20 protein-coding genes, 1 tRNA gene and 6 pseudogenes are annotated in these 24,217 nt (G+C 67.3%); 19 read left to right on the top strand and 8 right to left on the bottom strand.

Going from position 1 to position 24,217, the window contains the following annotated elements; translation table 11 throughout:
- The first annotated feature begins 146 nt into the window (after positions 1-146).
- On the top strand, positions 147-1,787 hold the full coding sequence (gene qcrB, locus ACZ7IB_RS30640; protein WP_470917025.1) for a cytochrome bc1 complex cytochrome b subunit: 1,641 nt from the start codon (positions 147-149) through the stop codon (positions 1,785-1,787).
- Between the two features lie 9 nt (positions 1,788-1,796).
- Here the strand turns inward: qcrB and ACZ7IB_RS30635 are convergent, their stop codons facing one another.
- Both ACZ7IB_RS30635 and ctaD read right to left on the bottom strand, forming a co-directional pair.
- The gene (locus ACZ7IB_RS30635; protein ID WP_470917024.1) at positions 1,797-2,186 is read right to left on the bottom strand and encodes a cytochrome c oxidase subunit 4; all 390 of its coding nucleotides are present in this window, start codon (positions 2,184-2,186) and stop codon (positions 1,797-1,799) included.
- Positions 2,183-3,826: an aa3-type cytochrome oxidase subunit I gene (gene ctaD, locus ACZ7IB_RS30630; RefSeq protein WP_470917052.1), complete on the bottom strand. Its 1,644-nt coding sequence runs from the start codon at positions 3,824-3,826 to the stop codon at positions 2,183-2,185. Before ctaD ends, ACZ7IB_RS30635 begins: the two co-directional genes overlap by 4 nt.
- A gap of 213 nt (positions 3,827-4,039) precedes the next feature.
- Here ctaD and ACZ7IB_RS30625 point away from each other — a divergent pair, with 213 nt between their 5' ends.
- The 5 genes and pseudogenes from ACZ7IB_RS30625 (at position 4,040) to ACZ7IB_RS30605 (ending at position 5,948) form a co-directional block, all read left to right on the top strand.
- The gene (locus ACZ7IB_RS30625) at positions 4,040-4,231 is read left to right on the top strand and encodes a hypothetical protein (protein WP_470917023.1); all 192 of its coding nucleotides are present in this window, start codon (positions 4,040-4,042) and stop codon (positions 4,229-4,231) included.
- Between the two features lie 12 nt (positions 4,232-4,243).
- A pseudogene (locus ACZ7IB_RS30620) lies at positions 4,244-4,408 on the top strand (hypothetical protein); the annotation flags it as partial.
- Positions 4,400-4,555: a M4 family metallopeptidase gene (locus ACZ7IB_RS30615; protein WP_470917051.1), complete on the top strand. Its 156-nt coding sequence runs from the start codon at positions 4,400-4,402 to the stop codon at positions 4,553-4,555. The pseudogene ACZ7IB_RS30620 and the gene ACZ7IB_RS30615, both read left to right, overlap by 9 nt.
- 150 nt (positions 4,556-4,705) lie before the next feature.
- A complete protein-coding gene (locus ACZ7IB_RS30610) occupies positions 4,706-5,383 on the top strand; it encodes a M4 family metallopeptidase (RefSeq protein WP_470917022.1) in 678 nt (225 codons plus the stop codon).
- Positions 5,340-5,948 (top strand): DDE-type integrase/transposase/recombinase, encoded by a 609-nt coding sequence (locus tag ACZ7IB_RS30605; protein ID WP_470917021.1) that lies wholly within the window; start codon positions 5,340-5,342, stop codon positions 5,946-5,948. Before ACZ7IB_RS30610 ends, ACZ7IB_RS30605 begins: the two co-directional genes overlap by 44 nt.
- Before the next feature lie 411 nt (positions 5,949-6,359).
- On the opposite strand, the gene ACZ7IB_RS30600 is transcribed toward ACZ7IB_RS30605, so the two are convergent.
- Positions 6,360-6,545 carry a DUF6381 family protein gene (locus ACZ7IB_RS30600; protein WP_470917020.1) on the bottom strand — a complete coding sequence of 62 codons (186 nt, stop codon included), beginning with the start codon at positions 6,543-6,545 and terminating at the stop codon, positions 6,360-6,362.
- Positions 6,546-7,408: 863 nt separating this feature from the next.
- Here ACZ7IB_RS30600 and ACZ7IB_RS30595 point away from each other — a divergent pair.
- The 4 genes and pseudogenes from ACZ7IB_RS30595 to ACZ7IB_RS30580 form a co-directional block, all read left to right on the top strand.
- Positions 7,409-7,561, top strand: a pseudogene (locus tag ACZ7IB_RS30595) (transcriptional regulator); the annotation flags it as partial.
- Between the two features lie 420 nt (positions 7,562-7,981).
- Positions 7,982-8,740, top strand: a complete 759-nt coding sequence (locus tag ACZ7IB_RS30590; protein ID WP_470917019.1) for a GntR family transcriptional regulator — start codon at positions 7,982-7,984, stop codon at positions 8,738-8,740.
- Positions 8,741-8,790: 50 nt separating this feature from the next.
- Entirely contained in the window at positions 8,791-10,050 is a 1,260-nt protein-coding gene (locus ACZ7IB_RS30585; protein WP_470917018.1) for an MFS transporter, read from the top strand.
- Between the two features lie 49 nt (positions 10,051-10,099).
- Positions 10,100-10,276, top strand: a pseudogene (locus ACZ7IB_RS30580) (transposase); the annotation flags it as partial.
- Here ACZ7IB_RS30580 and ACZ7IB_RS30575 read toward each other — a convergent pair.
- Positions 10,275-10,458, bottom strand: a pseudogene (locus tag ACZ7IB_RS30575) (IS701 family transposase); the annotation flags it as partial. The pseudogenes ACZ7IB_RS30580 and ACZ7IB_RS30575 overlap by 2 nt on opposite strands.
- A 151-nt stretch (positions 10,459-10,609) precedes the next feature.
- On the opposite strand from ACZ7IB_RS30575, the gene ACZ7IB_RS30570 reads away from it, so the two are divergent.
- On the top strand, positions 10,610-11,002 hold the full coding sequence (locus tag ACZ7IB_RS30570) for a helix-turn-helix domain-containing protein (RefSeq protein ID WP_189280449.1): 393 nt from the start codon (positions 10,610-10,612) through the stop codon (positions 11,000-11,002).
- A gap of 81 nt (positions 11,003-11,083) precedes the next feature.
- Positions 11,084-11,494, top strand: a complete 411-nt coding sequence (locus tag ACZ7IB_RS30565) for a VOC family protein (RefSeq protein WP_470917017.1) — start codon at positions 11,084-11,086, stop codon at positions 11,492-11,494.
- Between the two features lie 8 nt (positions 11,495-11,502).
- Here ACZ7IB_RS30565 and ACZ7IB_RS30560 read toward each other — a convergent pair whose 3' ends face one another.
- On the bottom strand, positions 11,503-11,685 hold the full coding sequence (locus ACZ7IB_RS30560; RefSeq protein ID WP_470917016.1) for a hypothetical protein: 183 nt from the start codon (positions 11,683-11,685) through the stop codon (positions 11,503-11,505).
- Between ACZ7IB_RS30560 and ACZ7IB_RS30555 the strand changes: the two genes are divergently transcribed.
- The 3 genes from ACZ7IB_RS30555 to ACZ7IB_RS30545 all read left to right on the top strand — a co-directional run bounded on the left by ACZ7IB_RS30555 (position 11,629) and on the right by ACZ7IB_RS30545 (position 13,083).
- Positions 11,629-12,141, top strand: coding sequence for a TetR/AcrR family transcriptional regulator (locus ACZ7IB_RS30555; protein WP_470917050.1), 513 nt, complete (start codon positions 11,629-11,631; stop codon positions 12,139-12,141). The genes ACZ7IB_RS30560 and ACZ7IB_RS30555 overlap by 57 nt on opposite strands.
- 226 nt (positions 12,142-12,367) lie before the next feature.
- On the top strand, positions 12,368-12,556 hold the full coding sequence (locus ACZ7IB_RS30550; RefSeq protein WP_470917015.1) for a DUF1349 domain-containing protein: 189 nt from the start codon (positions 12,368-12,370) through the stop codon (positions 12,554-12,556).
- A gap of 323 nt (positions 12,557-12,879) precedes the next feature.
- Positions 12,880-13,083 (top strand): cold-shock protein, encoded by a 204-nt coding sequence (locus ACZ7IB_RS30545; protein ID WP_015613078.1) that lies wholly within the window; start codon positions 12,880-12,882, stop codon positions 13,081-13,083.
- A 60-nt stretch (positions 13,084-13,143) separates the two neighbouring features.
- Here the strand turns inward: ACZ7IB_RS30545 and ACZ7IB_RS30540 are convergent.
- Positions 13,144-14,816, bottom strand: a pseudogene (locus ACZ7IB_RS30540) (IS1182 family transposase).
- A gap of 374 nt (positions 14,817-15,190) precedes the next feature.
- Between ACZ7IB_RS30540 and ACZ7IB_RS30535 the strand changes: the two are divergent.
- From ACZ7IB_RS30535 to ACZ7IB_RS30525, 3 genes are all read left to right on the top strand, one after another.
- Positions 15,191-15,263 (top strand) — tRNA-Ala (locus tag ACZ7IB_RS30535).
- A 355-nt stretch (positions 15,264-15,618) separates the two neighbouring features.
- Positions 15,619-18,984 carry an outer membrane protein assembly factor BamB family protein gene (locus ACZ7IB_RS30530; protein WP_470917014.1) on the top strand — a complete coding sequence of 1,122 codons (3,366 nt, stop codon included), beginning with the start codon at positions 15,619-15,621 and terminating at the stop codon, positions 18,982-18,984.
- Positions 18,985-18,999: 15 nt separating this feature from the next.
- On the top strand, positions 19,000-20,280 hold the full coding sequence (locus ACZ7IB_RS30525) for a hypothetical protein (protein ID WP_470917013.1): 1,281 nt from the start codon (positions 19,000-19,002) through the stop codon (positions 20,278-20,280).
- Between the two features lie 362 nt (positions 20,281-20,642).
- Here the strand turns inward: ACZ7IB_RS30525 and ACZ7IB_RS30520 are convergent, their stop codons facing one another.
- On the bottom strand, positions 20,643-20,879 hold the full coding sequence (locus tag ACZ7IB_RS30520; protein WP_470917012.1) for an alpha-L-fucosidase: 237 nt from the start codon (positions 20,877-20,879) through the stop codon (positions 20,643-20,645).
- A 5-nt stretch (positions 20,880-20,884) separates the two neighbouring features.
- Here ACZ7IB_RS30520 and ACZ7IB_RS30515 point away from each other — a divergent pair.
- A pseudogene (locus ACZ7IB_RS30515) lies at positions 20,885-21,043 on the top strand (sugar ABC transporter substrate-binding protein); the annotation flags it as partial.
- A 13-nt stretch (positions 21,044-21,056) separates the two neighbouring features.
- On the opposite strand, the gene ACZ7IB_RS30510 reads toward ACZ7IB_RS30515, so the two are convergent.
- Entirely contained in the window at positions 21,057-23,909 is a 2,853-nt protein-coding gene (locus ACZ7IB_RS30510) for a glycosyl hydrolase family 95 catalytic domain-containing protein (protein WP_470917011.1), read from the bottom strand.
- Positions 23,910-24,217: the final 308 nt, after the last annotated feature.

The following is a 24,217-nucleotide window of genomic DNA, read 5'->3' as shown; positions in this document are numbered from 1 at the left end:
CCACTCTGCACGTCAGGACCAAGTCGGCCGATCAGGTGCCGATCCCGCGATTCTGCGTAGTCCCTTCGAGTAATGCGTTACCCATAAAGGGCGAACCGTAACAATAGGGGATGGGGGGTGGAGGAAGATCGACGGGAGAGTGGTGCATGCCCCTGCGGAGGCGTAAGGCGCAGCTGAAGGCCCGGGCCGGGCAGGCGACGGTCAGTGGATACGGTGCGGTGGATGCGCGCCTGCCCATCAGCGAGCTGGCCAGGCAGTTGCTGCGCAAGGCCTTTCCCGATCACTGGTCTTTTCTCCTCGGCGAGATCGCCCTCTACTCCTTCGTGGTCCTGCTCCTCACCGGCGTGTACCTCACCCTGTTCTTCGACCCGAGCATGATGGAGAGCGTCTACACCGGTTCCTATGCGCCCCTTCAGGGCGTGAGGATGACGCAGGCCTACACCACCACCCTCGACATCAGCTTCGCCGTTCGTGGGGGCCTGCTGATCCGTCAGATCCACCACTGGGCGGCACTGGTATTCGTCGCCGCGATCGCCGTCCATATGCTGCGGATCTTCTTCACCGGCGCCTTCCGTAAACCGCGGGAGGCCAACTGGATCGTCGGCGTGACACTGTTCGTACTCGCGCTCCTCGAAGGATTCGCGGGCTACTCGCTGCCCGACGACCTGCTGTCCGGTACGGGCCTGAGGACGGCGGCCACCATCGTGGGGTCGATCCCTGTCGTGGGAACGTACTTGGAGCTGTTCGTCTTCGGCGGACAGTTCCCGGGCAATGATGTGATCCCCCGTCTGTATCCCGTGCATGTCCTGCTTGTGCCCGGCCTGATCGTGGCGCTGATCACCGCTCATCTCATCCTGGTGGTCTACCTCAAACACACCCACTGGGCGGGTCAGGGGAAGACCAATGAGAACGCCGTCGGCTCACCGGCGTTCCCTCACTTCACCGCGAAGACCGCAGGTTTCTTCCTCATGGTGTTCGGCGTACTGACCTTGCTGGGCGCGCTCGCCCAGATCAACCCCGTATGGAACTACGGCCCCTACCGCGCCAGCCAGGTTTCCGGTAACGCACAGCCGGACTGGTATGTCGGGTTCCTGGAGGGCGCGCTCCGGCTGATGCCGCCATGGGAGACCGACATTGCGGGCCACACCATCATGTGGAATGTGTTCATTCCGGCGATCGTGCTGCCAGGCGTGGTCTTCACAGTGCTGTTCCTCTATCCCTTCTTCGAGAAATGGGTGACGGGCGACCGCAGGGAACACCATCTGTGCGACCGGCCGCGCAACCGGCCGACCCGTACGGGGCTCGGCGTGGCGGCTATCGTCTTCTACGCCGTTCTCCTGGTCGCCGGCGGCAACGACGTCGTCGCCCTCTCGTTCAGGGTTTCGGTCGAGGCCATGACCTGGATCCTCAGAACCGCGCTGATCGCCGCCCCGCTCCTGGCCTTCGCGCTGACCAAGCGCCTCTGCCTCGCCCTTCAGATGCGGGACCGCCGCCGGCTGACCGAGGGTGAGGAGACCGGCCAGGTGACCCAGTCGCTGAACGGCGACCTCTCGGAGAGCCACCGCGGCCTGAGCCCGACAGCCCGCTACCGCATCCTGATGCGTGATGTCCCGACGCCCCTGGAGCTCCCCGCGGAGGGCCCGATCTCGCGTCGGCGACGGCTTCGGTCCGTATTGAGCGGCTGGTACTACGGGGATCGCGTGGAACTGCCCGCCACGGACGAGCAACGGTCCCGGATCGCCGAGCGGACCGCGCCGCCGGAGCCGGTCCGCGAGCCCGAGGGCTGAGAACCGTCCTCAGCCCTGGGCGCGCGCGTATTGGAAGACCATTCCGAACACCCCTGCCAGGACCACGCCCAGCCCGATCAGGAAGAGCCACAGACCGAACACCACACCGAGAGCGAGCAGGGCCATCCCCGCGGCTGTCAGCGACGGCCAGATGCTGTGCGGAGGAAAGAAGTCCACCGGACCGGACCGCTCATGGATGTGTCCGTCCCCGCGGTCCTCGGGGCGCAGTCCCTTCCTCCGGTAGTTGGTGGCGAAGAAGAACGTGACCAGCGACGCCATGAGGAACGAGATGGTAAGAGCCGCCGTGCCTGTCGGATCCCGGGACCACACGGCGTAGAGAACATCGGTCACGAGAAAGAACCCCGCGACTCCGGCGAAGAGAACGGCCTCGGTCTTCATTCGCCCGACTCCTCTTCGGCGCCCGATGCGGAGTGGTACTCGCCTCGGCCGAGGCCCGGCTTCTGCTTCTCCGGCGTGAGGGGGTGGTGCAGGTCGAAGGCCGGTGAGTCGGAACGTACGCGAGGCAAAGCCCGGAAATTGTGCCTCGGGGGCGGACAGGAGGTCGCCCACTCCAGGGAGCGGCCGAACCCCCACGGGTCGTCCACCTCGACCTTCGGCGCGTAACGGCTGGTGTGCCACACGTTGTACAGGAATGGCAGTGTCGACAGGCCCAGCAGAAAGGAGCCGACGGACGAGATCGTATTGAGCAAGGTGAAGCCGTCCGCCGCGAGATAGTCGGCGTAACGCCGGGGCATTCCGGCCTCACCCAGCCAGTGCTGGACCAGGAAGGTCAGCTGAAAGCCGACGAACAAGGTCCAGAAATGGATACGCCCGATGCGTTCATCCAGCATGCGTCCGGTCAACTTGGGCCACCAGAAGTAGAAGCCGCCGAACATCGCGAAGACCACTGTTCCGAAGAGCACGTAATGGAGGTGGGCGACGATGAAGTACGAATCGGTGAGATGGAAGTCCAGCGGGGGTGAGGCGATCAGCGCTCCACTGAGGCCGCCGAGGAGAAAAGTCACGAGGAAGCCAATCGCCCAGAGCATGGGTGTCTCGAACGAGATGCTGCCGTGCCACATGGTGCCGATCCAGTTGAAGAACTTGACACCGGTGGGCACGGCGATGATGAACGACATGGCGGAGAAGAAGGGCAGGAGGACGGCCCCCGTCGCGAACATGTGGTGGGCCCAGACAACCGCCGAGAGCATGGTGATGCTGATCGTGGCCATCACCATTCCGAAATACCCGAACATCGGCTTCCGGCTGAACGCGGGAATGATCTCGCTGACCACTCCGAAGAAGGGCAACGCGACAATGTAGACCTCGGGATGGCCGAAGAACCAGAACAGGTGCTGCCACAGCAGCGCCCCGCCGTTCGCGGAGTCGAAAACCTGCGCCCCGAACTTCCGGTCGGCTTCGAGGGCGAGCAGCGTGGCCGCGAGCACCGGAAAAGCGAGCAGCGCGAGGATCGAGGTGAACAGAACGTTCCAGGTGAAGATCGGCATCCGGAACATGGTCATACCCGGGGCGCGCAGACAGACGATCGTAGTGATGAAATTGACCGATGCCAGGGTCGTACTGATCCCCGACAGCACCAGGCCCATGGTCCAGAGGTCTCCGCCGGCGCCGGGCGAGAAGACGGCACTGTTCAGCGGAGCGTAGGCGAACCAGCCGAAGTGTGCCGCACCGCCGGGCACCACGAATCCGGACACCACGATGATTCCGCCGAAGAGGAAGAGCCAGTAGGTGAGCGCGTTGAGGCGGGGGAAGGCGACGTCGGGCGCGCCGATCTGAAGCGGCATGATGGCGTTCGCGAAGCCGCCGAACATCGGCGTGGCGAACAGCAGCATCATGATGGTGCCGTGGATGGTGAACAGCTGGTTGTATTGTTCTGGGCTGGCGATCTGAAGTCCTGGCCGGGCCAGCTCCGCTCGCATGAGCATGGCCATCACTCCGGCCAGCAGGAAGAACCCGAACGCGGTGACCATGTAGAGATTGCCGATGACCTTGTGGTCCGTGGTCGTCAGCCAGCCCATGAGCCTCACGCCGGCATTGATGCGCTTGTTGGCCACCCGCTCGGCCGACGCGGCTTCCTGCAGGTTCTGCGCCATCGGTTCTCCGTCCCTCCCGGTTGACTCGATGGTGGAGCCTGCCACCGTAGACGGCCCGCACGACTGGCGGTGACACCTCGAATTTCACCAGTTCACCGGTGCTCCGATCGGGTGTCCCAGGGGCCCGCAGCGTCCAGGGTGCCCGGTCATGAGTCAGACCGCCGTCACGTCTGGTGCGAGTGCCGCTCGCTTGCGGCGGGCGGCCCGGTCACCGAGGACATTCCCCTGGCGACCTCCGCGAGCGACCGGTTCGAAGCCTCCAACACGTCCTCCGGCGCGGTCGACGCACACCTGAACGCGGCGAAGGTCTACGAATACCTCAAGGACTAGCTCGGCCGTGATGGTGTCGACGGCAAGGGCGGCACGATCTATTCCGTCGTCAACGTCGCGAACAACGGCAAGGACTACGCCAACGCCTTCTGGGACGGCTCCAAGATGGTCTACGGCCACATGGACGGCGTGCCGCTGTCCGTGGGCCTGGACGTGGTCGGCCACGAGATGACCCACGACGTCACCGAGCATTCCGCCGGGCTCGTCTACCTGAACCAGTCGGGCGCCCTCAACGAGGCGATCTCCGACTACTTCGGCAACGCCATGGAGACCGGCCGACAAAGGCGTCGCGATGAGCGACCCGACGTCCGGCCTCATCGGTGAATACCTCTGCAACGGCACGAAGCCGCTTCGGGAGTGCGCGCTGCGCGACCTCGACGACGGCCGCAACGCGCGGACGGACTGCAAGCCCATCACGCTCGACATCGACAACGGCGGCGTGCACTCCAACTCCACCATCGTCGGTGGCGCGCTGTGGACATCTGCAAGAACATCGACGCCGGCCTCGCTGACCGCATCATGTACCGGGCGGCCCAGAACTACCTCACCCCGCTGTCCGGCTTCACCGACATACGCAACGCGGTCACCCTGGCCGCGAAGTCCCTGAAGGTCTCAGCGGCCGACCTCGACGCCATCGGCCGGGCCTTCGACGACCACGGCATCGAGCGGGGCTGGGAGCAGAAGTCCGGCACACACGACGGCACCACCATCGGCGCCGACGTCCTGCCCGCCTACGAGGTCTACAGCGGCATCGACGAGCAGGCCGCCCAGATCAGTGGCGATGTCTACGCCATTGGTCACGGTGACGCGATCGCCTGGGACCTGGGCGGCGCCGCCTTCGGCATCACGGTCGGCCGCTTCGGCAAGAAGCCCCAGCACGAGCTGACGCAGTCGGACGCCTACCTGATGGACCCGTCCCTCGACGACGAGCGTGTCGTCTTCACCCGGGTCTCCGCCGTCGGCGTCGGCATCTACCGGGCCGGAGACAAGGGTCAGGGCGCGCGATCAAGAAGCTGGTCGACACCCAGACGCCGACGAGACCGAGCCGGTCACCGAGAACGGCGCCCTCGCCTGCATCAGCACCACTGCCGACGGCGAGCAGGACGTCATGCTCCTGAAGGCCGATGGCACCACGGTCAACGTGACGCCTGAAGCCGGCACCAAGGCCTCGCGCCTCGCCATGAAGAACGGCACCATCGCCTGGGCCGGCGGCGACGGGACGTACCTGTACGTCTACGACATCGCCACGGGGACGACCCAGAACAAGCGGATCCCCGGCTTCCTGTTCAACAGCCTCTCGGACATCCAGCTCACCTCGGACCGCGCCTTCTACCGCATCAGCGGCGGGTTCCTGATCCCGAGCACCACCATCGGATCGACACCGGCTGCCGACGTGAGCCGGATGGCCCCGTCACCGGATCTTGTCGGGCGGGACTTCACCGCTACCGGGCCCGGCACGAAGCTGGTCTCCGATATCACCTGCCTGCCCACGCCGGCCGGCTGGTGGTATCTCGCCACGGTGATCGACCTGGCCACCCGCGAGGTGGCTGGCTACGCGATGGCCGACCACCATTGGGCCGGGCTCGTCGTGGACGCGCTGAAGATGGCTGCCGGTCGGGGCGGGCTGAAGCAGGGCTGCATCGCGCACTTGGACCGCGGATCGGATTGCACCTCACGCGAATATCGCACGCTGATAAGGGAGTTGGGTCTTCGGTAGAGCATGGGCAGAACAGGCTCATGTTGCGATAACGCCGCAGCTGAGAGTTTTTCGGGCTGTTGAAAGCGGAGATCGGGACCACGATCTGGGCATCCCGATGAGGCGGCTCGCGCCGACGTCTTCCGCTTCATCGAGGTCGAGTACAACCGAACCCGTCTGCGGAAGCACCCCGTCTACGGATACGTCACCCCGGTCGAAACCAGGGCCCTGGCAGCGCAGGACCTCGCCCCCGCAGCGTAATCACTCGCTGTCCACGATCGCGGGGGAACTTCATGCCGCTCGTGCACTGCCTTTCGACGAACCGCAGCGCTCCGGCAGGTCACGTCGTTCACAGTGACACATGGTCCAGCCGGTGTTCTCCGGCGCTCTGAGCGCCGGAGAACACCGGCCGGCGTGTTCAGCGGGGGCCGGCTACATGGGGTCCATGTTCTGGTTGCCGCCGCGACTCTCCTGCTCGCTCTGCTCCTGCAATCGGCGGGCCCGGTCCGTCAGCCGCTTACGCTCCTTCGGGTCCGAGGTGCGCGCGGCCTCGTCCTTCATCTCCTGCGCCTTGGCACGCATCTGCTGGGCACGGCCGGATTCACCTGCAACGCTCATGATCACTCCTGGATCTGTCGGGAAGAGCGGGCCTCATCAGCGAAACAGCGCCCCGGCACCCACGCATCTCGAACAGTCACCCACCGCTATCCCCACAGCTCAAGCCCGCCCCGCGTGGGCCGGGGGCGTGTCTGCCCGTTGCATTCTTTGCCGGAGTCTCCCGACCGAACCCTCTGCAGGTGGCTTACCCGGTCGCGGTCCGGCCGCCATCGTCGTGGACAGGAAGACATGAGCGAGGACAGGGTGCCGCGGGATCCGCCCGAGGTGGTCCCGGACATGGAATCTACGAGTGTGACTGCGGTGGATGAGTACCACTGGAGTACGGACGTGAAGGGGCACCTCTTCCCACCACTGCCGTCCGACTGCACGGGGTCGCCTGACTAAGTGTCACCCGACGGTCGAGCAGAGGCAAAAGCCGTTGTCAGTGGTGATCACGGCCGGTCAGCGAGGCCACCGCGGGGGCCCGCCGGGAGACGCGGTCGGTTCGCAGTCGTGTCTGTGGCGGTGGGGCGCCGCCGCGGTCGTCGACCTGACCGGAGTGTGGCTGGCCCCGCCCACTGCCGGGCAGGGTGCTCCGGTGCTGCCGCGTCACGTTCGACGCCGACGACCTGCTCGAACGGCTCCGCCTCTTCCTCCTCTTATTGCTGGGGGAGACCGTGCTCACCATCGGCAGAGCGATGTCGGACGCCCCCGTCGATCCGGCGATCGTCCTGGCGTCCGTCGGCGTGTTCACGCGCTGGCGTGTCTGTGGGCCGCGTACTTCGGTGACGGCGAGGACGTCGTCGCCGTGTACGTCGCGACCACGAGCGACCCGACCCGGGCGGTGGAGTGGGGAGTCAACGTCACCTACTGCTTGCTCGATCCTCGACCGGGACGCCCTCTCCTGCGCCACCGACCCCGACCAGCAACTCGTCGTCCGGACCGCCGAACCCGGCACCCCCTCCCACGACGGCCTACGCATCCTCGACTCCTGGGCTGCGGAGCGCCCCCAGCCCATCTCCCGGTCAACCGATTGACAACGAGCACGCCGCCCGGCGCGCGTCAAAAGGGGCATTGGCCTGGGGCGCGGGCATAGGCGATGCAGTAGGCGATCTCGTGGGGGCGGGTGCTGCTCCGGCGGGCCAGGACCCGGTGCGCTCGGTCGGGCCCGTGCCAGCGCGGTGCTCCGTGCGGGCCCAGTCGTAGAGACCCGCAGGCCGTGGGCTCACCAGAAACCGGAGTGGAAGCGCCGCTCGTGCGGCGCCGCGATGCCCGACCCGGCCGCGACCCGGCGGGATCGCGTCGAGCAGCGGCAGCAACTGGGTTCACTCGAACCCCCGCAGCCGCTTGAGCACCGAGCGTATTTCTACTCCAGTAGCTTTCACCTGGTGCAGTAGCTTGCCAACACCGCCTGGAATCACCAGCTGCCGCGCAGCAGAGCAACCGGAGGGTCACAAATGCCCCGAGAGGCGCCGTACCTTGCAGTAGCCGACGCGCTGCGCGCACGGATTCTCGCGGGAGAGTGGGAGATCGGGCAGCGCCTGCCGTCCCGGGCGCAGCTCGCCGAGGAGTACGGGGTCGGGCGTAACGTCACGCAGAGGGCCATGGATCGCTTGATCATCAAGGGCCTCCTCGAAGGACGCGCGGGCTCGGGCACCTACGTCCGCATGCCGTGCGAGCGCCTGCGGATGGTCCGCTCGCGGCAACGCGAACGCCGGGACGGCTCCCCCTCCCTCGCCGGTATGAAGGAGCGGGGCAAGGCCAGCGCCTGGGATTCGCACAGCCAGACACGAGTCCCCGCTCCTGAGGCAATCGCCGAGCGGCTCGCCATCAGCCCCGGAGACCTCTGCGTCAACACGCACTACGAGTTCCTTGCCGACGGGCAACCCGTCCAGCTCTCCGAATCCTGGGAGCCGATGGCCATCACGGACGGAACGCCGATCGTACTGCCCGAGACGGGCCCCCTCGCGGGAAAGGGGGTGGTTGAGCGCATGCGCTCCATCGGCGTGGACATCGAGACCGTGGTCGAGCTGCCGCGCCCGGCTCGTGCCACCCAGGCACAGGCGAACCTGCTGGGGGTCAGCGTCGAGGACCTGGTGCTCCAGATCGAGCGGACCATCTATGACACCGATGGACGTCCGGTGGAAACCGCCGACATCGTCATTCCGGACGTGCGCCGGGAAGTGGCCTACGAGTTCGTGGTCGACCAGCCGTAGCCGTTGAAGCCAGTAGACCAAAATTTCAAATCCGACAGTAGGTAACTCGAATGTCGATACCCTCCCGACTCGGACTCCTGCGCGATCCGGACTTCGGGCGGCTGTTTGCCGCCACCGCGCTCGGTCAGCTGGGCGATCGCATCATTTTTCTCGCGTTGCCTCTGGTTGCGATCGTGGAATTGAATGCTGACGAGTTCCACGTTGGATTACTGGCCGCGATGACCACGGCAGGCTCACTCCTGGTCGGGCTGCCGGCAGGCGCGTGGGTGGACCGCATGCGGAAGCGATCAGTGATGATCAGCACTGATCTCGCGAGGGCGGTGGCCCTCTTGACGATACCTGTGGCGTGGTGTTCGGAGCTTCTGACGATCTGGTGGCTCTACGCAGTCGCGTTGGTTCATGGAGTGCTGACAGTCTTCTTCGATGTCGCGTACGTGAGTTATCTGCCGCACCTGGTGGGACGCGGCAATCTCATTGAAGGAAACTCAAAACTCTCGGCGATACGCTCGGTAACCAGTATCAGCGGACCAGGGATGGCAGGGCCGCTTGTCGGCTGGCTCGGAGCCCCTGTAACGCTTTTGGTGAGTTCGGTCGGGATGGCGATGTCAGGTTTGCTCGCGACTGGTATCCGCAAACGCGAACAGAAGCCGGAGTCGAGTGAGCGCCCTCAACTGTTTCGAGACATCAAAGAGGGGTTGAAGTTTGTTCTCAAGCATCCTGTCCTGCGTGCAATCATCCTGGGGGATGCGATATTCAACCTCTTCCTGGTCATGTATCAGACCATGTTGCTGGTCTTCTTGGAGAGGGAGATAGAGCTCGAGTCCTTCGGTATCGGCCTCATTCTTTCGGGAATGGGCTGCGGTGCCCTGCTGGGCGCGCTGTCGGCAACCAGCGTCTCGAAGCGGCTCGGGCAGGGTCCGGTCATCTGGCTCGCGCCACTTGTCACCTGTCCGCTGACAGTCCTGATGCCGTTGGCGCATCCGGGTTGGAGCGTGTATGTGGCTGCGCTCGGACTCGCGTCCCTTTCCCTGGGCGGAGTCATCCGCTTTGTGGCTCAATCCAGCTTCCAGCAGACCCTCACACCAGATCGGCTCTTGGGCCGGATGAGCGCGACAGCCCGATTCGTGTCCTGGGGCGGTATTCCGCTCGGCGGGCTTTTGGGGGGAGCCTCGGGCTCTGCGTTCGGAGCAAAAGCTACATTGTGGATCGGCGCCGCCGGCATGACGTCGAGCATTATCCCGTACCTCCTGTCACCGCTTCGAAGCATGCGCGAATTGCCCAAGGGAGAAGATCCCGAGCTCGTGCGTTGAGGCGTACAACGGCTGACACCATGAGGTGCATCGGCCATGATGGTCATGTCTGGCAGGGGAGTCGAGCGCTCCGTCCGGTGTGGCGTCGCCGTGGATCGTGTCGGATGAGCCGTGGGACCGCCTTGAGCCGCTGCTGGCGCAGCGCGACCGGCGCTCCCGGTATCCGGGCCGCAGGCCGTTGCCGGACCGGGAGGTGCTGTGCGCGATTCTGTACATGCTGCACACCTGACCGGCCTCAGTCAGAGTCCAGCCGTTATTGCGCTCCAGCGGCGCAAGCAAACCTCGTATATACGCCAACGCAGATTTCCGCGGCTCGGCCCGGGAGAATCGGTGAACGAACCGGCCGTGCACCTCGGCCAGACCCGCTGACCAACGCCGGGCATCCTCCGGCGTCGCATCCCACCCCAATGACAAGCCCAACGAAACTTCGCACAAAGGCAGTTGCAGTACTTCGGCAGTACTGCTGCGCGCGGTTCGTCGTGGTGCGCCACCTTGTGGTAGGGGCGGATGGGTCGCTGGATCTGCCACGGACGGCGGTGAGCCGTGATGTGATGGCGCCGTGAGCCGCGCTGCAGAAGAGACCAACCGCCGCATGCTTCGGGCACGGGATGCGATGGACCGCGCCTACGCGCAGCCGCTGGACGTCCCGGCCCTGGCCCGGATCGCCCATGTGTCCCAGGCGCACTTCACGCGCACCTTCCGGGCCACGTTCGGCGAGACGCCACACCGCTACCTGCAGCGCCGCCGTGTCGAGCGTGCGATGTTCCTGTTGCGGGAGACCGACCGGAGTGTGACGGACATCTGCTTCCAAGTCGGCTTCGGCAGTCCAGGAACCTTCAGCCGCACTTTCCGCGACATCGTCGGCCGGTCACCGAGGACGTACCGCAAGGAAGCGGCGGCCACGAGCGTACCGACATGCTTCACGATGGCGTGGATGCGGCCGAGCGCCTGAGCGTCCGCACTGCCCGTACCATCCGTCTATTGAGCAGTTTTGGATAAGTTTTCGTCCGGCTTGCCCGGTAGCGTGATGCACATGTTCAACGCCATCACGCACTCGCAGATCTACGTCCTCGACCAGGACGAGGCCCTTGACTTCTACGTCGGAAAACTTGGTCTGGAGGTCAACGCCGATGTCGATCTGGGCTTCATGCGCTGGCTGACCGTCAGCGTCCCGGGGCACCCGGAGCGCCAGATCCTGCTGGAGAGGCCGGGCGCTCCGGCGATGTCCGAGGAGACGGCGCAGCAGGTCCGCGAGCTGGTGACAAAGGGAGTGATGGGTGGCTCGCTCATCTTCAGCACGGACGACTGCCGCAAGACGTACGAGACGCTGCTGGGCCGGGGCGTCGAGTTCACCGAGGAGCCCACCGATCGTCCGTACGGAACCGACTGCGGCCTTCGCGACCCCTTCGGCAACAGCATCCGCTTCACCCAGCCGAGGGCCTGAGGGCTGTCCTACGGGTTACGAGCGGAGCCAGAGCCGAATCGCGGCAACGGTAACGGTGCCGTGAAAGGCATGGGTGGCCGGTCCGCGACGGTGGTGCGGTGCCTGCGCCGCAGCCGCAGACCGGCCAGGCCGACCTGGCGCATGGCCCGGGCAGTCTTCTTGTGGTTGACGCGCTTGCCGTACTCGCGCACTTCGGCGGTGATCCTCGGGACGCCGTAGTGCCGTCCGGGTCCTGGCGAATCCAGCGTATCCGGGCGGCGAGCTCCGCGTCGGCCGTCCGGCGGGCCGCCGGTCGGCTGCCACGACATGTCCGTTCTCAGATTCTCAAGATCCACGTCTCAGGTGTCCAGGATCCGGGGCCAAGGCCTGAACTCGTCCTCACCCACGAGCTGTACACCCTCGCGGCACGCAAGCCCACCTACCGGGAACTGACCCGGGAATGGATGCGTCGCAGCCGCCGCGCCCCGGAACGGCACTTCGACCCGGCCACGGCCCGTCAGCTCGACGCCCTCATCGAAGGACTGTCCATTCACCGTGCCCTCGATACCGAACCCCACGAACGCGCCCTCACCATCGAGGCCATCATCCGTATCACCAGCGGAGGCAGCGGCCCTGGCGGGCAGGCGGACGCGCGGCCGGACGCCTGACCACCCTGCCCCTCAGACGCCTGACCGGTGCCACACCTGACGGCGGTGCCGGTGCTCCTCACCGCCCCAGAACACTGGCTGACCGCCTCGCCCGCACAACGGAGCAGACACATGAGCAACCAGCACACCATTGGCTGGGACGACGCGACCTGGCTCAACCCTCCCCTGGACGCTGTCAGCGACAGCTCCATACATCACCGTCCGGGCCAGCCGTGACGGCGACGCCGTGACGATCCGCGCCCGCCGCGACCACGACCCATGGCGCATGATCCGGCTCGCTCCACTCCCACCCGAGGCACCAGCATCAGCCGGCCCCTTCTGCTGCTCCCCACAGCGAGAGGGCCTGAAAGTGCGGTTCACCGGCTTCTGTCAGGGGTCGGCCGACGCATCACTCCACGACCCGGCCGCATCGTAGAGCAGGGGGCGACACGCCCTTGGCGCCAGAAGCACCTCCGCTCGGAGTAAGCCCGTTCCTGCCGCGCGACTTTCATGTGCGCACGGGCAGGGCCCGGACTACTTCGTGACCGGCGGCGGACATTCTGAACTCAGGATCGCTGATGACTCATTGCTCTCTGGTGATGGGCGGTCTCGCCATGTAGTGTCACCGGCAGATGTCGTGGTTCGCAGTACCTGCCCGCGCTCCGGCGCGGGCACTTTGCTGTGCAGTGCCTGAGAACCAGGGCGATCACCTCCGGGTCCGCGCGGTGCGGATCCGACTATCGACTGAGAGGCACCGGCATGGCCAGCGGAACCGTCAAGTGGTTCAACTCGGAAAAGGGCTTCGGCTTCATCGCTCAGGACGGCGGCGGCCCCGACGTCTTCGCGCACTACTCCAACATCAACTCCACAGGCTTCCGTGAGCTCCAGGAAGGCCAGGCCGTCACCTTCGACATCACACAGGGCCAGAAGGGCCCGCAGGCGGAGAACATCACCGCGGCCTGATCCGGCGACAGGCACCGCCGGGCCCCGGAGCATCCAGATGCTGTTGGTTAATCCGGGGTCCTACGCCTTCTTCGCCCCGTCGATCGTTTGGTCGGCGGGGCGAAGTGCTGCGAAGTGGCTGGTGCGGGTGCGGGCTCGTGGTGTGTCGGTGAGGTGGGCGTCGATGCGGGCGAGGTTGATCGCGGCGCCGGTGAGCTGGTGCTGGAGGCTGGTCTTCGCGAGGCCGCGGTAGCGGGATCTGCGCAGGCCGCAGCGCTGGACGCCTTGGGAGATGGTGCCCTCGACTCCGGCCCGGATCTTGTAGCGGTCTTTCCAGGCATCGGTTTGCTGCTCGGCTCGGGCCGCCTGGACGACTTCGTGTTCGTCCCGGTGCCGCAGGTTGAGCTCGCGGCGTTCGGCTTTGGGTGAGTTCACGCATGCGCGCAGGTGGGGCAGTCACGGCAGTCGGCGGGGCTGAAGCGGACCCGGATGACAGGCAGTCCCTGTTGTGAGTGCCGGTGGTGCCACTGGGTACTGGTGGTCCCGTTCGGGCAGGTCACCTGCTCGCGGTCCCAGTCGATGGTGAACGCGTCCTGTCCGAAGGGGCCGCCGGCCGAAGCGGCGGTGTTGGGGGCCATCGGCCCGTGCAGAACGATCCCGTGGTCCCGGCGGGCGGCGACGACCTGGCCGGCGGTGGGGTATCCGGCGTCGACCCAGTGTTCACCGGGCAGGCAGTCCCGTGCGGCCAGCGCGTCATGGATTTCGGGGACCGTCACGCTGTCGTGGACGGTGGCGACGGTGGTGGCCATGTTCGTGATCAAATTCGGCGTGTCCGGCTCGCAGGTCTCGGTCAGGTGGACCTTGTATCCGTCCCACAGGGTGTCGCGTTTGACGCTGCCGCGGGCCTCGGTGTCATAGGGGGTGACCAGGCGCGTCGCGCCCGGCGGGCGGTCTTTTGGGTCCCGCCGCCTCACCTCGCCCTCGGCCAGGTGGAAGTGCTGGACCCACATCTGCCGCAAGGTCTCCACCTCCGGGAGGGTGCGCAGGCCGGCCGGTGTGTCCGTGGCGAAGACCGCCTCAATCAGGCGCATCCCGTCGCGGCCGATCCGCAGCCCCACCTCGTCGCGTCTGGCGCGGGCCTTGGGGAACCGGGAGTCCTCGGCCCTGGTGGCGTAGTGCTTGAACCACTCTGGCTCCGCGATGTCCGACAGCCAGCCGGGGGCGGCCTGGGCGAGCGCGTTGAGCGCCGATCGCAGGGTCTCGGCGATCATCTCCAGCCAGGACAGCTCACGTGCCGAGGACAGCACATGCGTGGCATCGGTGCGGGCCCGGCCCGCTGTCTTGAGCAGGCCCTTCTCCCGGGCCGCGATCAGGATGCCGTCCAGCACCCGACGCCCGGCGTCAGCCTCCACCAAGCGGTCCCGGAACTCCGACAGCACCGAGAAGTCGAACCCCGGATCATCCAGCGACAGGCCGAGGGCGTACTTGAAGTCGATCCGTGCCCGCACCGCTTCCGCGGCCTGCCGGTCGGTCAGCCCCTCGACGAACTGCAGCACCAGCACCAGGGCCAGCCGCCCCGGCGACCAGGCGAGTTTCCCCCGCACCGGGAACAAGTCCGCGAACTCCTCGTCCGTGAACATCGGCCCCAGCTCGTCCCGGACCCGGATCGCAAAACTCCCCTTCGGGAACGCGGCCCGTGCCACCCGCACCGTCTCTGCCGGAACCTCGCCCGGACCCTTCGGCTGCATCGACATCCGCACCCACCCCATACGACAACATCGGCCTTCAAGACCACAACCGGGTCTTGAAGGCCGACGTCACGCCAGGCCCCGGATTAACCAACAGCATCCATCCACTCCGGGGCCCGGCATTTCCCGCTCGGCCCATTCAGAGGGGCCCGGGCCGCGGCGTGCAGACCACCAGCAGGACTCCGGGCACAGAAGACGTGGGACCCGGAGCCGCCATATGTTGCCCTGCTCACTCGCGCGCTGAGCGCACAGGCGCCAGCCGCCAATCCTCAGCGCCATGCCGGTCTGCGCCTGGCGCGCCAAGCAGCTGGTCAGATGACACCCCCTCGGATAATCCGGAAGCACGGAGCGCAGATGGCTTCTGGGAACACGAGCAGGGTGGGGCTGTAGCGCGGTGGTCGTCGCGCCTTCACGGCATGTAGGAAGACGCCGGTTCGAATCCGGTCGGCCCCACCCAACGCTTCGTGGTCGAACCCGCGTCTGCTCGCATGCGGTCGGGTGTTTGAGTCTGAGGCTGGTCGTTATTACGTAGCGCCGGGCGCTTCGCTGGTTCTCGTACAAGGTGGCGGCCTGACGGCCCAGGTGAGCGCTGTACGGACGGTCCGGCAGTTCCTTGTTGAGGATGCCGAGGCCACGGAAGTAGGCGCCCTTGAACGAGTCGCCGTTGGATGGGTACCCGGCTCCGTCGGGCTCAAGCGCCCCGCGTGACCCAACAGTCGTGAACGGGACGCTGAACACTTCCGGGCGGCTCCGTGAAGTCGCTCAGGACCGACCGGTAACCGAACAGCGGATCATTAACGTCCGCTTTATGAAACACATATGCAGAGCAGCCGGGCTCGCCCTCGCGCTGCTGTTTCTCGTGCTGGGCATCGGCGCCCAGGCCGCGTCCGCGCATGTCACGCGCGAGCATGCGGAACTCGTGGTCGCGCCCGGTGACAACGTCACCAGCGGCCGCCTCATCGTGCACAACGCCGTCGTGGCTCCCGAGCAGGCCGGTGCGTGGGCGGCCGGGCTGCTCTCGGCCCCCTGCCCGGCCACCGGCTCGGGCGTGCCCGGTGACAACGGTGGCGTGCCCGGCGGCGTCGTCATCGAGCTGGCGTGGAGCTGCCACGTCGACGCGCTCGACCTGAGCCCGCTCATCGACAAGGGCGGACTGACCCAGGTCGTCGTCGAGTTCGACGGCACGGCGGTCGACGCCTCCGCAGCCACCCCGCTCGTCGACGTCCACGGCGCACACGCCCTGCCGTCGTTCCCCTGGCTGACCGTCGCGCTCGTCACGGCCGCCGGTGTCGTACTGCTGCTCGTCGTCTACCGACTGCCGTTCCTCGTCCGCGGACTGGGCCGTACCCGGCGGCGCTGGCAGCTGGCGACCGCCGGAGCGGTCGCGCTGTCCTTCCTCGCGCCTCAGGCGGCCTTCGCCGACGACAGCGCGGATCCGGTCGACACCGTCACCGTCGAGGGCACCGTCTTCAAGGACCGCAACGGCAACGGCGAGCGCGACAAGGGCGAGCAGCCCATGCCCGGCATCGACGTCACCGACGGCGCCGTGTGGACCACGACCGGCGCGGACGGCTCGTACAGCCTGCAGATCGACCCGAAGCGGCGCGAGACCGACCTTGTCAGCATCGTCTCGCCCGACGGATACACGCCGGCGCTGCGCAAGGACTACATCCCGCAGTTCTTCCACAAGGTTCCCGAGACCGGCGGCAGGGACGTCGACTTCGCGCTCGTACCCGACCGCAACGCCTCGAACCCCACCGAGAAGTGGGTCATGAACTCCGACCCCGAGGTGAGCAACACCTCCGACGCCCAGGCCCGGAGCGCCCTGCCCCAGTGGACCGGCCAGGTCCAGGCGATGTCCGAAGTCGACGGCGCGACGATGCAGATCGCGACCGGTGACCTGACCGTGACGGACTACGCGGAAGAGCCGCGCCGCCAGCGCGGGTACGACCTGTTCAGCAAGGGCCTCGAGGAGGGGCGGCTCGGTCACCCCTTCTATCCGGTGATGGGCAACCACGACTTCGGCGGCACGGCGACCTCCCAGGGATACGCCGGCAGCATGGAGTACTACCGCCGCAACCTCGCCCCCGAGTGGTACAGCTTCGACCGCGACGGTCGCCACATCGTCGTCCTCGAGGACAACTACGACGCGAGCGGGCTGAAGCCGCAGCTCGAGTGGCTGCGCCGGGACCTCGCCCGGCACGCGGTCGGCAAGCAGGTGTTCGTCTTCGCCCACCGCTCTCTGTTCACCCAGTGGGGCCCGGGCGCCGGCATGCAGCCGACGATCGACGAGCTCGCCAAGTACGACGTACGGATGGTCGCTGCCGGTCACAACCAGCAGGCCGAGTTCCGGCGTGGCGCCTTCAAACGGTCCGTCGAGATCAACAACCAGGGCACGTACGGCATCGACGGCGCTCACCCCGACTACAAGGTGCTCGACTTCAGCGCGATCACGGACGATCCGCGCACGCCCCGCAACGAGGACACCGGCCATGTGACCGGCATCCACCGGCAGTTCGACATCGACGACGACGTCGCGCTGGTCAGCCCCGCGCAGGGCAGCGTGCACGGCGCCAAGGCCGCAGTGCCCGTCGAGGTCTACGCGGAGGACGACGGCCGCACGCCCGCCAAGGCGGTGCTGACCGTCCGCGACAGCCGGGGGCACCTGGTGAAGCGTCAGGACGTGCGCTTCGGCAAGGGGGCGTCCCGCCCCGGCATCGAGAACTGCTACACCCCGCCCGGCGGCACGCCGGAGCCCTGCCCCGACACACGCGGCGCCTGGACACGGGCGAGCGGCACACTGCACGGGCTGCGGCCCGGCACGTACACCGTCGAGTCGGTCGCGTACGACACCCGGGGCAAGCGGTTCCCCGCCATGAAGAACACCTTCGAGATCGTGCGCGACTCCGAGCTCGCGAAGCCCAGGACCGGGCAGGAATGGCTGCGGCAGGGCGGCGACGAGGCCGGGCGGTCCGCGAGCGGCGACGAGCCCGGCGCGAAGCTCGACCTCAGGTGGGCCCGCCACACCGGCGAGCAGTTCAACCTCAACGGCTCGGTGGTCGCGGACGGCAAGCTCATCGTCTCGTCCCGCGCCTTCGACTCGCCGTACAGCATGATGCTCGCGTACGACATCGCCTCCGGGCGTGAGCTGTGGCGTACGTACCTGGACGGCGATGCCGAGTCGGCGCCGACGCTCCACGGCGGCATGGTCTATCTGACCACCGGCGTCGGCCGGATCTACGCGCTCGACGCGGCGAGCGGCCGGATCGTCTGGCAGTCGATCGACCGAGAGGAGACCCACGGGGACACCGTGCGCCGCTACGGCCGCGCGGGCGGACCTGTCAGCGTCTTCGCGCTGGCGGGCGCGGAGCGCCGCTCCGTCGCCGTCTACCAGGACGCCTACACGGTCCGCTGCCGTGACGCCAAGACCGGCGGCGTGCTGCCCGGTGGTTTCGATGCCGCGTTCTCCTGGGGACAGGCACACAGCACGGTGATCCGCGAGCCCGGCTCCAACACCGCCTACCTGCACTCCATGTCGAGCAACACCGTCATCGCCATGGACCTCGCGACCTGCACCCAGCTGTGGGTGAAGGACACCGCGGGCGACATCGACAGCCACTCCTCGCCCGTCCTGACCGACCCGGCCACGGGCGAGGCGAAGCTGGTGACGTTCACGACGTACGGCGTTCGCGGGCACGACCCGAAGACGGGCGCGGTGACCTGGGAGTCCAAGCTGGGCGGCGGCAGCACCTGCGAGCCGGGGCGCGCTCCGCTCACCAGCCCGGCCGTGTGGGGCGACATCGCCTATGTCGCGGGCCGGGACGGTGTCGTACGCGCCTACGACACGAGCGCGACCGATCCGTCGAAGCCGGTGTGGGAGGCCAAGTCCGGCTATCTGGCGGGGGAGAGCCCGCTGGACGACAAGTGGCGGGTCGCCATGGGCTGTTCGGCCGGTGCCGGTTCGCCGACGATGCACCCGCTGGTGACGAAGTCCCATGTGTATGTCGGGACGTGGGACGGTCGCCTGCTCGTCCTGGACCGGGCAAGCGGGACGCAGGTCGCCTCGTACAACCTCGGCGCGGGAGTGGCCTCGGCCCTCTCCGTGAGCGGTGACTGGGTCTTCGCCCTCACGGACGACGGCACAGTCCACGCTCTCGCCGCACGCCGGAAGTAGAGGGGAAGCACCACCGTGCGATCACCTCGCAACGGGGTGCTGCTCCTGCTGGCTGCCGTCCTCGCGCTGCTCCTGGGCAGCGCGGGGACGGCGCAGGCGCACCCCTTCGGAACCCCTCCCGTCGTGAAGATCGAGGCGGCGGGCACCGCCGTCGACGCGACCTGGTCCGCGCAGCGCGACGACATCGCCATCCTGAAGAACGAGTCCGGCGGTGACGAGGCGGGCTATCTGCGCTCGCACATCGTCGTACGACAGGACGGCCGCCCGTGCCGTGTGGACCGGGCGGACGGAGTGAAGCTCCACTTCGTCTGCCCGCGGCCGGTGGACCGCATAGAACTGACTGTCACGGCGCTGACAGACGTCGATCCGGCGTACCGGACACTGTCGGTGACGGACACGGGCTCCGGCGGGCTGCACACGGCACAGGAGCCGACGCGGACGCTGACCCTGAAACCGGTGGCTGCGGGGACCGCCGCGGCCTCACCGGCCGCTTCGGGGTGGGGGGCCTGGACAACCGACCTGACCTCACTGCTGGACCACGGCGCGGCCCTCCCGCTGGCTCTGCTCGTGGCCGCGGCCGTGGGTGCGCTCCACGCCTGCGCGCCGGGGCACGGGAAGTCGCTGGCCGCCGGGTATCTGGTGGGCGCCAGGGGCAGGCCGCGCGACGCGGTGTGGCTGGGCGGGATCGTCGCCGTGATGCACACGTTGTCGGTCGCCGCCCTGGCGGTCGGCTGGTGGCTGGCGGCGAACAGCACGCCGGACATCGCGGCGCTGACGGGGTGGCTCCAGCTGATCGCGGCGCTGGTGGTGGTCGGGGTGGGGGTGAGCCTGCTGCGGCGGCATCTGCGCCACCGAAGGCACCACCATTCCCATCACGGGCCTGATCACGATCACGGGCATGACCACGGGCATGACCACGGGCACGATGACGGGCACAGCCATCACATCCCGGATGCCCCGTCCCTCCTCACCTGGCGAGGCCTCGTGCTTCTCGGCGCGTCGGGCGGCCTGCTGCCCTCGCCGTCCGCCTTCCTCGTCCTGCTCACCGGCCTGCTGACCGACAAGGTGGGTATCGCCCTCGCGATGGTCGCGGCCTTCGGCCTCGGCATGGCGCTGACGCTCACCGGCGTCGGCCTGATCGTGCTGCGCGGCCGGGACGCGCTGCTGGACCGTGTCTCCCGCTCCCGGACGCTGCGGACGTGGACGCCGAGGGTTCCGCTGTTCGCGGCCTCGGCGGTGGTGGCCGGAGGGACGGTGGCCTCGGCGGTTGCCGCAGGCCACCTCCTCGCTCCGTGATCTCCGTAGCTCAGTGAGTTCTGTGACCTCCGCGTACGACAAAGGCGCCCCCGTCCGGCCTGAAACCAGGCGGGGGCGACCTGCTCCGGCAGGCCGGATGGTGCGAGACCGGTAACCAGGACGGCCTTGTCTCACCGGACGGACACGTTGACGTCGAACTCCTCACCGGATTGCCCTTGCGACGACCGCTTTTTGGAGCCTGCCCGCCTGAACCGGCCGCATACCGCGGGCCGAGGCGCCCTCAGCCGTTACCTCGGCCGTACGCCTGGCAATGCGCCGTGGGCCCGGAGTTGCGGACTCCAAGCCCACGGCCGACGGCTCTCCCGGGCATTGAGCACAGAGGGAGTCCCCGGCGGCATCGGCTACTGCAGTCTGCCGATCTCCGTCAGCCGGTCGACGTAGGTCTGGGGTATCCGACCGCTGAGGTCGGGACCGACGTTCAGCAGGAAGAGGGAGTTGCCGGCATTGGCCTTGTGGAGGTTGTCGACGATCTCCTGGGCCGAACGCGGTCGCCCTGTGGACGTGGTGTGGAACCAGGTGCGGTTCGTGTCCAGAGTGTCGCTGCTGTCGGTGGGACGCGCATTGGTGGCCGGAGGCATGCCTTCAATCCGCTGAATGGGATCAGTAGAAGCAGAACAACCTGCTGTCGCCTCTCGCGGCCCGCTGCTTCAACGCGTTCGGCGTCTCGCCGACCGACATCAACACCACGTTCTTCGACCTCAAGAGCCGTGACCATCCCGTGGCGATCGGTGGTCACCAGCCCTGTTCCCTGCGGGTCACCTGCCGATACGGCGCCACTGCTGTCCCTTTCCCCCATTGGCCGCCTGTTGCTCGACCGTCGTGCCGTCGGCCGTGGAATCCCCGGTGACGCCGAGAACCAGGCCGCTGCGGGAGCAGGTGACGGTGACACAGCCGTCGCCGGCTTCGGTGATCTTCCACTGCTGACTGGTGCCGTGTTCGGGCGTCCATTGGACGATCTTTGCGCCGGCGGCTGTGGCGCCGTCAGAGACGGACCAGACCAGGGGCGTGCTGCCGTGGACGGTGTTGATCTCGTACAGGCCCTCGCCGACGGGGATGAACCGGAACTGCTGGTTCACGGCCGAGTTGCGGGTGTATTGGATCAGGCCGGTGCCCTTGGCGGTGGAGGCACCCGGGACGTCGACTGCCTTGCCCGTCTTGCGGTTGACCAGTTGGAAGACGGTGTGCTGGGCAGGCGGCACGACCGCCACGGATCCGGCGGAGGGTATCGTGATCCGGCTGCTCCAGTCGCCGAAGACGACCACGGTGGACCTGCCCGCGGCCCCCCGCAGCGTCGCGCGGGTGACCTGGCCGTTCTTCCACTTCATGTCGAGCGTGAAGCCGCCGCGCACCCCGATTCCCGTGACGGACCCGGCGGCGGCCCAGGCCCGCGGCAGGGCCGGCAGCAGCTCCACCCGTCCGGGACGGGACTGCACCAGCATCTGGATCATTGCCACCGGAGTGCCGTAGTTTCCATCGATCTGGAAGACCGAACTGCTGCCGAAGCTGTACATGTTGAACATGTTGATCGCGCTGCCGTGGCTGAAGTTCACCGACGGCTTCAGCACGTCGAGGACGAGCTGGTATGCCTTGTCCGGATTCTTCAGCTTCGCCCAGCACGTGGCCCGCCATGCACTGCCCCAGCCGAAGCTGGCCATGCCGCGTGCCTCGAGCAGCTTGGTGGCGCCCGAGACGAGGGCCGTCGGTGAGTGCTCGACGGCGATGCGGTCACCGGGGAAGAGGCCGATGAGCGGTGACAGGTGGCGATGGGTGGTCTCGCCGAGGTTGTCGTCACTCATCCACTCCTCGAGCCAGCCGCTGGTGGCGCTGACCTCGGGCATGTACAGCCGGTCCTGAAGCGCGGAGACGGTGGAGGCATAGGCGGAGTCCTTGCCCAGCGCAGCCGCGGTGGACCGGTAGTTCTGGAACAGCTGCCGGACCAGCTCCTGGGCGTAGGTGATGCCCCGGGCGTTCTGGGGTCCGTGCTCGGGAGACCAGTCGTGGTCGTCGACGAGGACCTGTCGCGTGCCGCCCCTCGTGGGGTCGGACACGGTCATGGTGATCAATCGCGACTCCCAGAACTCACAGGCGCCCTTGAGTAGGGGGTAGATCTTGGCCAGGTGGGCCGTGTCCTGGGTGTACTCGTAGTGCTCGTAGAGGGAGTTGCATATCCACGCGTTGCCGGCCGGGTGCCACCACCAGCCGTTTCCGCCCCAGATATTCGTGGAAATCGCCAGGGTCCAGCCGGCCACCTTGCCGGAGGTGTTGCGGAACCGGTTGCGGGGGTCCTGGAAGAGGCTCTTGGTCGTGGCCTGCCAGCCGGGCAGCTGAGCAACGCAGTAGTCGGTGAACGCCTCGAAGCATTCGGGCAGGCCCGCCCGGTCCGGCAGCCAGTAGTTCATCTGGACGTTGATGTCGCTGTGGTAGTCGCTCATCCAGGACGGAGTGTTGCTGTCGATCCACAAGCCCTGAAGGTTGGTGGGAAGACTGCTGCGGGAGCCGCAGATCGTCAGATAGCGGCCGAACTGCAGGTAGGCCGCCTCCAGCTCCGGGTCCGGTGCGGAACCGGCCGCCGCACGGGCAGCAAGCCGAGCGGGCGTGTCCATCGCTCGCTGCGCGGCGGACGACGTGCCCAGGTTCACCGTCATGTGCTGTTGGAGGCGCCGAAAATCGGATACATGCGTGGCCAGCAACGCCGTACCGGCGACCGCCGCCGCCGACGCCTTGGCCCGTGCCGTGTCCAGGGGCACGAGCGAGGTGTCCTTGTACAACTGGGACGCGTCGGCCTTGTAGTTGGTGCCACCCGAAATGATCAGCAGCACCTCGGTGCAGTTGCTGAACGTCACCTCCGTACCGGCCGCCGAGACGGTGCCGTCCTTGCCGGCAGCCTTCACGACCGTCGCGTACCTCAGGCCGTTCGGCAGCGCCGCCGAGAACGACGCCTCCGCGGCACCCGCATCCACCGTCACCGTCTCGCCGCGGGTCCCCGACAGTGTCATGGACCCGGTGTAGGAGCCGCCGCCGCTCTGCGACAGCCGCACAACGATCACGTCGTCCGGATGGCTGGAGAACACCTCACGCCGGTACGTCACACCGCCGAGCCGGTAGGAAGCGGTCACCAGGCCGTTGCTCATGTCCAGCGTGCGGCGGTAGCCGTTGACGGCGCCGACCGTGTGTGCCGGAATCTCGAGAAAGGCCTTGGCCAGCATCCCGAACGTACCGAAGTCCCCCGTGTCGTAAGGGAACTGCCCGTCCGACTGGAGTGCGGCGTTGGCATGGCCGGTCCACAGCGTCGCATCCGCCAGGACCATCACATCACGGGACGGGTCGCCGGTGACGAGAGCACCCAGCCGGCCGTTCCCGACCGGCAGCCCCTCTTCGATGATCCTGTTCTCCGCGCCCGGATTGGTGTACCAGAGCATCATCGCGTCGCGCTTCGGCACCAGCGACAGCGTTGCCGGCCGCGTCACAGCGGCAGCGTTCGTGGTGAACTCCGGCAGCGAGGACAGCGCGAGAAGCGCACCCAGCGATGCCGCCGTGCGCAGTACGCCGCGACGTGACATGCCGCCCTCGTTTTCGGCGGGGGGCTGGGAAGGTGTACGACGGGACATGGGCGTGCGGCTCCTTCTGGGCAGGCGGTACCAGGTACGGGGCGTCCGACGGCCCTGAGGCGGCGTCTGGGCAGAAGTGCAGTGGCATGGACGCGTCCTGTCAATGACTTCGACAAGATTTCCTATATGGTTTGTCGTCTGCTCAATCAAGCGATGCGTCTGACTTGCAAGCCCCCTGCAGGCAACACCGAGCCGCGGTCGCGCACCGCGATCACTCTAGAAAATCAGCCTTGGACCTGGGGTTTTGCCGCTCAGGGGTTCCTGGCCCCAGCTTCCCTCCGGTGGCGTCATGGCTCATCAGGGAGATG

The sequence above is a fragment of the Streptomyces sp. NPDC037301 genome (genome assembly GCF_055602785.1).
The sequence above is the reverse complement of the archived record's forward strand: the minus strand, read 5'-3'. Positions and strand labels throughout refer to the sequence as shown.